Origin of the sequence: Streptomyces sp. NPDC051322, from assembly GCF_040689485.1 — a bacterium.
Taxonomy (GTDB): Bacteria; Actinomycetota; Actinomycetes; order Streptomycetales; family Streptomycetaceae; genus Streptomyces.
Genome location: NZ_JBFBAK010000002.1, coordinates 880,961 through 887,418, shown reverse-complemented (window position 1 = coordinate 887,418; position 6,458 = coordinate 880,961). Strand labels below are relative to the sequence as shown.

General features: G+C 67.8%; 8 protein-coding genes and 1 pseudogene. 3 read left to right on the top strand and 6 right to left on the bottom strand.

All coding sequences use genetic code 11. The features are described 5' to 3' along the window. From AB0436_RS08160 to AB0436_RS08145, 4 genes and pseudogenes are all read right to left on the bottom strand, one after another. Positions 1-158, bottom strand: a 158-nt coding sequence (locus tag AB0436_RS08160; protein ID WP_366466916.1) for a leucine zipper domain-containing protein, incomplete at its 3' end; no start/stop codon positions are given. A 101-nt stretch (positions 159-259) separates the two neighbouring features. Beyond that, a complete protein-coding gene (locus AB0436_RS08155; RefSeq protein ID WP_366466915.1) occupies positions 260-865 on the bottom strand; it encodes a dihydrofolate reductase family protein in 606 nt (201 codons plus the stop codon). A 252-nt stretch (positions 866-1,117) separates the two neighbouring features. Continuing rightward, a pseudogene (locus tag AB0436_RS08150) lies at positions 1,118-1,599 on the bottom strand (pyridoxal-dependent decarboxylase); the annotation flags it as partial. Between the two features lie 401 nt (positions 1,600-2,000). After that, entirely contained in the window at positions 2,001-2,840 is an 840-nt protein-coding gene (locus AB0436_RS08145; protein WP_366466865.1) for a tautomerase family protein, read from the bottom strand. A gap of 166 nt (positions 2,841-3,006) precedes the next feature. Between AB0436_RS08145 and AB0436_RS08140 the strand changes: the two genes are divergently transcribed. After that, the gene (locus tag AB0436_RS08140) at positions 3,007-3,915 is read left to right on the top strand and encodes a LysR family transcriptional regulator (RefSeq protein ID WP_366466864.1); all 909 of its coding nucleotides are present in this window, start codon (positions 3,007-3,009) and stop codon (positions 3,913-3,915) included. A gap of 278 nt (positions 3,916-4,193) precedes the next feature. Here AB0436_RS08140 and AB0436_RS08135 read toward each other — a convergent pair whose 3' ends face one another. Further along, positions 4,194-4,604, bottom strand: coding sequence for an STAS domain-containing protein (locus tag AB0436_RS08135; RefSeq protein ID WP_366466863.1), 411 nt, complete (start codon positions 4,602-4,604; stop codon positions 4,194-4,196). Positions 4,605-4,706: 102 nt separating this feature from the next. Here AB0436_RS08135 and AB0436_RS08130 point away from each other — a divergent pair, with 102 nt between their 5' ends. Further along, the gene (locus AB0436_RS08130) at positions 4,707-5,033 is read left to right on the top strand and encodes a helix-turn-helix domain-containing protein (protein WP_366466862.1); all 327 of its coding nucleotides are present in this window, start codon (positions 4,707-4,709) and stop codon (positions 5,031-5,033) included. 224 nt (positions 5,034-5,257) lie between these two features. Here the strand turns inward: AB0436_RS08130 and AB0436_RS08125 are convergent, their stop codons facing one another. Continuing rightward, on the bottom strand, positions 5,258-5,866 hold the full coding sequence (locus AB0436_RS08125; protein WP_366466861.1) for a TetR/AcrR family transcriptional regulator: 609 nt from the start codon (positions 5,864-5,866) through the stop codon (positions 5,258-5,260). Between the two features lie 46 nt (positions 5,867-5,912). Between AB0436_RS08125 and AB0436_RS08120 the strand changes: the two genes are divergently transcribed. Beyond that, complete coding sequence (locus AB0436_RS08120) at positions 5,913-6,377, top strand: SRPBCC family protein (protein WP_366466860.1); 465 nt, start codon at positions 5,913-5,915, stop codon at positions 6,375-6,377. The last annotated feature ends 81 nt before the right edge of the window (positions 6,378-6,458 follow it).

Below are 6,458 nucleotides of genomic sequence, written 5' to 3'. Positions count from 1 at the left end.
CGATCGCCCTCCGCGCGCCACCGACGCACCCACTTGTGAGCCGTTGCCCGCGAGATTCCCATCTCAGCGGCGACGTGCGCGACCGGACGCCCGGATGCGACACGTTCGACCAGCAGACGCCTCCCGAAGACCGTCAGCCGGGCATTACGGTGGGACACGAAGACCTCCGTGTGGTGCGTTCCTAGACAGCTCCACCACATCGGAGGTCTTCGCCATGTTCAAGGCCCACGACTGTCAACAACGCTCGTGATCAATACACCTAGTAGCTGTCGTAGCTGGGCTTACCGTTCGTCCGGTAGACGCCGACGATGGTGCCGCCCTTCGTCGTCGAGACGCTGACCGGTTCCAGCGCAGTGGGGATCGCTCCGTCGGCGAACAGCCGCTTGCCGGTGCCGATGATCACCGGGTGGATGGTCAGCCGGTACTCGTCGACGAGGCCGTGATGCATGAGTGTCTGGGCGAGGTCGCCGCTGCCGACGACGTTGACGTTGCCGCCGTCGGACGCCTTGAGCTTGCGTACGGCATCGACGATGTCGCCCTCCAGCAGCGTGGAGTTCTGCCACTCGACGGATGTCAGGGTCCGAGACGCCACGTACTTGTGCATGCTGTTCATGTGATTGGTGAACGGGTTCTCGGGATCGGCGGTCGGCCAGTACGACGCGAAGATTTCGTATGTCTTGCGGCCGAGCAGCATCGCGTCGGAGTGCTCGTACCAACCGGCGATGGCCGTGCCGACCTCGTCGTCGTCCACCGGTTTCTGCCAGCCGCCGTGCTCGAAGCCGCTCTCCGCGTCCTCGTCCGCACCGCCCGGCGCTTGCATGACGCCGTCCAGCGTCAGGAACGTGCAAATGATGATCTTGCGCATGGTGCGCTCCCTTCGTCGACGGGTAGACCGCACACCCCCCGGAAACTCATCGGCGGAACTTCCGCGGCGCAGCACTAGGTGTTCTGTCTCAGGAGGTTGTGGACGGTGACGCAGGTTTCGGCTGAAAGATCTTGAAATGGGTGCGGGTCTTCTGACCTGGTGTGGATTGCGACATCTACACCGGCGATCAGAAAGGCCCCCGCAGCCCACGGGGACGCTGAGGGTCTTGTGCGGATCGACGGTCAGAGAGTCGAGCCGGTCCACGCCCGCGTAGTGCGGGGCGAGCGCCGGGACCGAGGCGCCGAGCCCGCCCCACGCGCCGTCGGCGTGGTGCCACATGCCATGGTCGCGGCAGATCGCAGCAACGGGCCCAGCGGGTCGATGGCCCCGGTGGGGGTGGTGCCGAGCGTGCTGACGGTGCAGAACGGCAGCAGCCCCGCGGCCGCGTCGGCCTCGACCGCCGCGCGCAGGGCGGCGGGCATCGTTCGGTCGGCGGCATCGGTGACGATCGGACGCAGCCAGTGCGAGGGCAGTCCGATGGCGGCGGCTGCCTTGGCGACGGACATGTGGGCCTGCGCACTGTAGCCGAGGGCCAGCCTGGAGTGATCACGGTCGTATGCCGGTCCGTCGGCGGCTCCTCGTCGGGTGAGGTACCAGGTGCGGGCGCAGGCCATGGCAAGCAGGTTGGCCATGGAGCCGCCGCTCGTCAGCACGCCGCCGCTGGCGTCGGGCAGGCCGACCAGCGCCGCCAGGTCGCGGACGGTGCCTCGTTCGAGGTCCCACCAGGGCGTGCTCGCCCATCCCGCAGGGTCGCGTTGACGGCTGTGGCAAGCAGTTCCGCGATGACCCCGGGTGCGGAGGGTGGTGAGTTGATCCAGGCGAAGGCGAGGTGCCCGTTGCCGGTCGGGTAGGGAGCGATGGCCTCCTGGCCGAATGTCAGCAATCCGCCGAGCATCATGCCCTGTTCGGGAAACGAGGGTCCGGCCAGGCGCGTCCTGTGCTTACTGGGCATGGGCTGGGCGACCGGCCGATCGGGCACCTCTGTCGGCAAGAGTGCCGTCTCGCCCGAGACGTTTGGCTGTCGAGGTGAACGAGGGTGCACAGACGCTCGCCAGGGATCGCAAACAGGACCCGGTCAGGTCGTGGCAGCAGTTTCGGCGGGGACCTCGGTCATGCGCGCGTCGTAGCCGGTTTCGGGGTTGACGACACGGCCGGCGGCCCACCAGTTCTCGCGGGCTGTTTCGAAGACCATCAGCATGACGTCCTCTTCGGGGACATCGGCGAACAGTCGGAGGTTGTTGACGATCGCCCGGAACAGTTCGCTCTTCTGCTCGGCTGTGCGCTGGTTGAAGGACAGCTGGATGAACATGGTGCGCTCACTGCGCGACAGGCCGAACACGACCGGCTGCATGTGGAAGTTGTCGGGCGTGACCTCGTGAAAGACGTGGAACTGGTCGTCGTGGGGGATCTTCAGGACGTCGATCATCGCCTTGTGGAGAGCGGCGGAGACATTGCGGCGGTGCTCAGGGGTGGTGCCCTGGCGCAGGTAGACGTTGATCAGCGGCATTGTCGTTCTCTTTCCGATGCGGTATTTGGGGTTGCGGTCAGGCGGTGGCTGCCGTGGTGCGGTGCTGGGCGGGGGCGGGGACCTGGAAGCAGGCGCGCAGGGCGTGTCATCGATCCGCCGGAGTGCCACGACCGCGGTCTGGGGCAGACCGGCACGCTCCGCTCCCGCGGTGTGGGCGTAGAGCGCGTACTCGGCCCGCCAACGGGCGGCCACGGTGAGGATGACCACCTCACGGGCATCGGCCGGGATGCCGGAATTGGCGATCGCCTGGGCCCATTCCAGCAGGGGCTGGGCCAAGCGCGGGTTGCGCAGCATGACGTTGAACGGGCCGATCAGCCGCCCATCGGGCAGCGCGGCCGTGTAGGTCGCCCCCTCTCCACTGGGCAGGCGTGACCTGCAGTCCGGCATGGACGGCGTGCTGCGCCTCATCGAGGGCGCCGGGGAGAAGGAGGGGCAACCGGCCGCCCAATCCGGAGGCGCCGTGGGTGGGTTGTTCGTTCATGCCTTTCACGTTAGGAACGCCGACAGCCATTCGGCCAGCGAATGCATCACATGGTGGGTATGCTGATTGCTCATGGACATCACGGTGGTCGGACTGCGGGTGTTGCGTGAGGTAGCCGAGCGGGGCACCTTCACGGCCGCGGGTCAGGCACTGGGCTACACGCAGTCGGCTGTCTCCCGGCAGGTGGCCAGCTTGGAGCAGGCCACCGGCGTCCGGCTGTTCGACCGCTATCCCGGCGGTGTACGACTGACCAGCGCGGGCCGAGCCCTGCTGCCCCACGCCGTGACCGCGCTGGACGCGTTGGACGCGGCCGGCCGGGAACTGAGCGGCGCAGGGGACGACACCGGACCCGCGCGGCTCGGCTTCTTCCCCGCCGCCGGAGCCGTGCTCGTGGCCCGCGCCATGACAGCGCTGGGCCAGCAACGCCCCCGCATCCAGGTCACCACCCGGGAGGGGACCACCCCATCGCTGCTGAGGGCGCTGCGCTCCGGCGCCCTCGACCTCGCCCTACTGTCCTCGCGGCCGCCGCACCGCTCACCCGACGACGATGATCCGCCCCTGCATGTGGAGCCGTTGCTGGAAGACCGTCTGGTCCTAGCAGTGCCGGCCGGCGGCCGGTTCGCCGACCGCGCCGGCGTCACCGCTCAGCACATCGCCGGCGAAATGTGGATCGCCAGCCCGGCCAGCACCGACGAGCCCCTGCTGGGCATCTGGCCGGGCCTGCCCGGACGGCCCCGGGTCCACCACTCCACCCGCGACTGGCTGACCAAACTACACCTGGTCGCAGCCGGCGTCGGCATCACCACTGTCCCCTCCATGCTGCTGTCCGCGGTCCCGCCCGGCGTCCGCCTCATCACCGTCGACGACCTTCCCGAGGAACGACGCCGCGTCAGCCTGGCTCGCCTGCCGGGCCCTACCACGCCCTCGACGGACGCCCTCATCCACGCCCTCCGCCGACACGCCGCCGACCTCGCGGAATAAGAACTCCCCAGCCGTGGTCACCCGCTAGGACGAGCACCGGATCGTTCACGCCGTCACCGACAAGCCAGGGGTTCTCCTCGGTGTGACCGACGAACAAGGCCGGGACCTCTCCGTTTGTCACCGTCCCCTGAACGACGGCTCCGAGGTTCGGAGGGAACCCAGCCTTTTCGAACGGCCACGGGAGGTACCGGAAGATCTCATGCACGGCAGCACGCCATAGGAGCCCCAACCGTGATCGACGACTCCTCGCCGGATCCGCACCATGTGTCGTGCATGCCTCAGGAGCCGGCGGCTTCCTCCACCGTTGCTCGTACGTGAAGGATGGCATCGGTCCCGGTCACCTTGAGGAGCCGCAACAACTGTGGTCCCGGTGCGACCACGCGCAGGGCGGTGGTCTGGTGTACGAGAATGATCAGGTTCAGGAACGAGGAGTCCGCGAACGTGACACCGGAGGTGTCCAGGAGCACCTTCGGATGCTTGATAGCTGCGGTGGTCAACGCCTCTGCCAGGGGCGTCACCGAGTCCATGTCGTACTCGCCGTCAGCAACGACGACCCAGGCGTCCCGCCACTCGTACTGAACTACCGAGGCATGCGTCGGCGCCTGCCCACCATCGGGGTCAGGCAGATGCGCGCTGCTTCCGGCAGCGTCACAATCGGGCCCTGCTATGACGGCCTCGTCCCACGACATTCCCGGACCTCCCAGCCCACTTCACCGAACCACGTCACGCAATGCGCGAAAATTATGTCATGTATTTGAGTACGGGTAAAGCCGTCGCCTAACATGTACGGCATGATCGGAGAGTCCGAAACGCACTCAGGGTGGACGTTCATCACCAACCACGCGCGGGTACTTGCGGCCATCGCCGACGACCCGAACATCCGCATCCGCGACATCGCCGCTCACTGCCAGCTCACCGAGCGCGCCGTCCAGCGGATCATCTCCGACCTCGAGCAGGACGGCTACCTCTCCCACACTCGCGAGGGACGTACCAACACCTACCGAATCAAACCGGACAAGGCACTGCGCCACCCAGCAGAGGCCGGCCTGCCTGTCGCCTCCCTGCTCTCGCTCCTCGTGCAGGACGAGACCGACCGCGGCAGGAAACCAGTCGCCTAGCGGTCCCAGGATGGCGGACAGTGAGGCGGAGCCGCCTTCGGATCAGCCAGCCTGACAAGGGGTCCCGTTGGGTGGTGACGCCAGACGCCACGGTCCCGCGCCGCGTCGCCGCTGATCTTCGCGTAGAGATTGGGGCGGACGGGGGCGACGTTGCTACCGCGACGGCCGTCGTTCGAACGCGATGCGACGTCTTCTCCAGCCGTTCGGCCTGATCGGCGAGTCCGTCACTCTGAGCCGTAGTACAGCCGGAGGAACTCCTCCATCGCCGCGTCGACGCCGCCGCGGTCACCGGTGGCGAGCAGGTCAAGCAGTAGACCGCGGACGGTGGCGAGTCCCATTCGGGCGCGTCGCTGGGCCACGGCAGGGTCCGCCCCTGCGCTGACCTCGGCGGCCACGAGCGGCTCCAGCCAGTCCTTCACAAGCCTTTCGAGGACCGGAGCTGCCTCGGGGCGGCCCCGCAGCGCGCGCCCGCAGATTTCGAAGAAGAGCCGCTCCTGACCGGCCAGGCGAGGGTCCGTCAGCTGCTGCCACAGCCGGCGCGCGATGTCGGCGGGTGATCGACCGGGCTCCAAGCGGAGCTGGGACAGGAGATCGCGCTGACGTCGCTCCGACGTCCGGACGATCTCGACGAGCAGTTGTTCCTTGGAGCCGAAGTAGTGGATCAACATGCGATGACTGACGCCGATCGCGACGCCCAGGCGGCGCAGGCTCAGGTCCGCGATGCCGTGTGCCGCGACGTGATCGACGGCCGCGTCCACCAGTTGTGCGCGCCGGTCCCCGTGGGTGCCTTGCCTGGACTTGCCGACGGGGTGCGAGTCGCTCGTATTCACCACGCCGCGAGTGTACCCATCGGTACATGCCACATGTACCGTGTGGTACATGAAGTCTGTCACCGTGTCGATCCACGTACCTCAGACGCCAGAGCAGGTCTACGACTTCCTCGATGTCATGGCTCACCACGAGCGGTTCACCAACCACTACCTGACCGACTGGCGCTACAGCGGCCCTGCCCTCGGCGTCGGATCGTGCGCGACGGTGACCGCCACTCTGGGCGGCACCAAAACCGACGTCACCATTGAGGTCGTGGAGGCCGACGTGCCGCGGCGCATCGTCGAACGCAACGTCAGCGCGGCCGGCCGACGCCTGGCCCACGGCACCTATGCCCTGGAACCGCTGCGAACCGGTGGGACCCAGGTCTCGTTCACATACAGGTGGGTGCACGCCCCTCTCGCCGAGCGGCTGCTGGCCCCCGCCGTTCGAACCATGATGCGGCGCGCCAACCGCACGGCCATGCGACGCCTGGCCACCGAATTGGCGCACCACGTGCCCGCTGCCGAATCCTGACGGCGGTACATGCCGCCCCCTCTCTCCGACGCCCACGACGGTGCAGCCCAGGCATCCGGGCGCCGGACTCGTCGGGTCGGC

What these genes read in the sequence shown, in the direction of transcription:
- AB0436_RS08155 (WP_366466915.1), bottom strand. Translation starts at nt 865, where the DNA reads ATGCGCAAGATCATCATTTGCACGTTCCTGACGCTGGACGGCGTCATG.
- AB0436_RS08145 (WP_366466865.1), bottom strand. Translation starts at nt 2,840, where the DNA reads ATGCCGGACTGCAGGTCACGCCTGCCCAGTGGAGAGGGGGCGACCTAC.
- AB0436_RS08140 (WP_366466864.1), top strand. Translation starts at nt 3,007, where the DNA reads ATGGACATCACGGTGGTCGGACTGCGGGTGTTGCGTGAGGTAGCCGAG.
- AB0436_RS08135 (WP_366466863.1), bottom strand. Translation starts at nt 4,604, where the DNA reads ATGTCGTGGGACGAGGCCGTCATAGCAGGGCCCGATTGTGACGCTGCC.
- AB0436_RS08130 (WP_366466862.1), top strand. Translation starts at nt 4,707, where the DNA reads ATGATCGGAGAGTCCGAAACGCACTCAGGGTGGACGTTCATCACCAAC.
- AB0436_RS08120 (WP_366466860.1), top strand. Translation starts at nt 5,913, where the DNA reads ATGAAGTCTGTCACCGTGTCGATCCACGTACCTCAGACGCCAGAGCAG.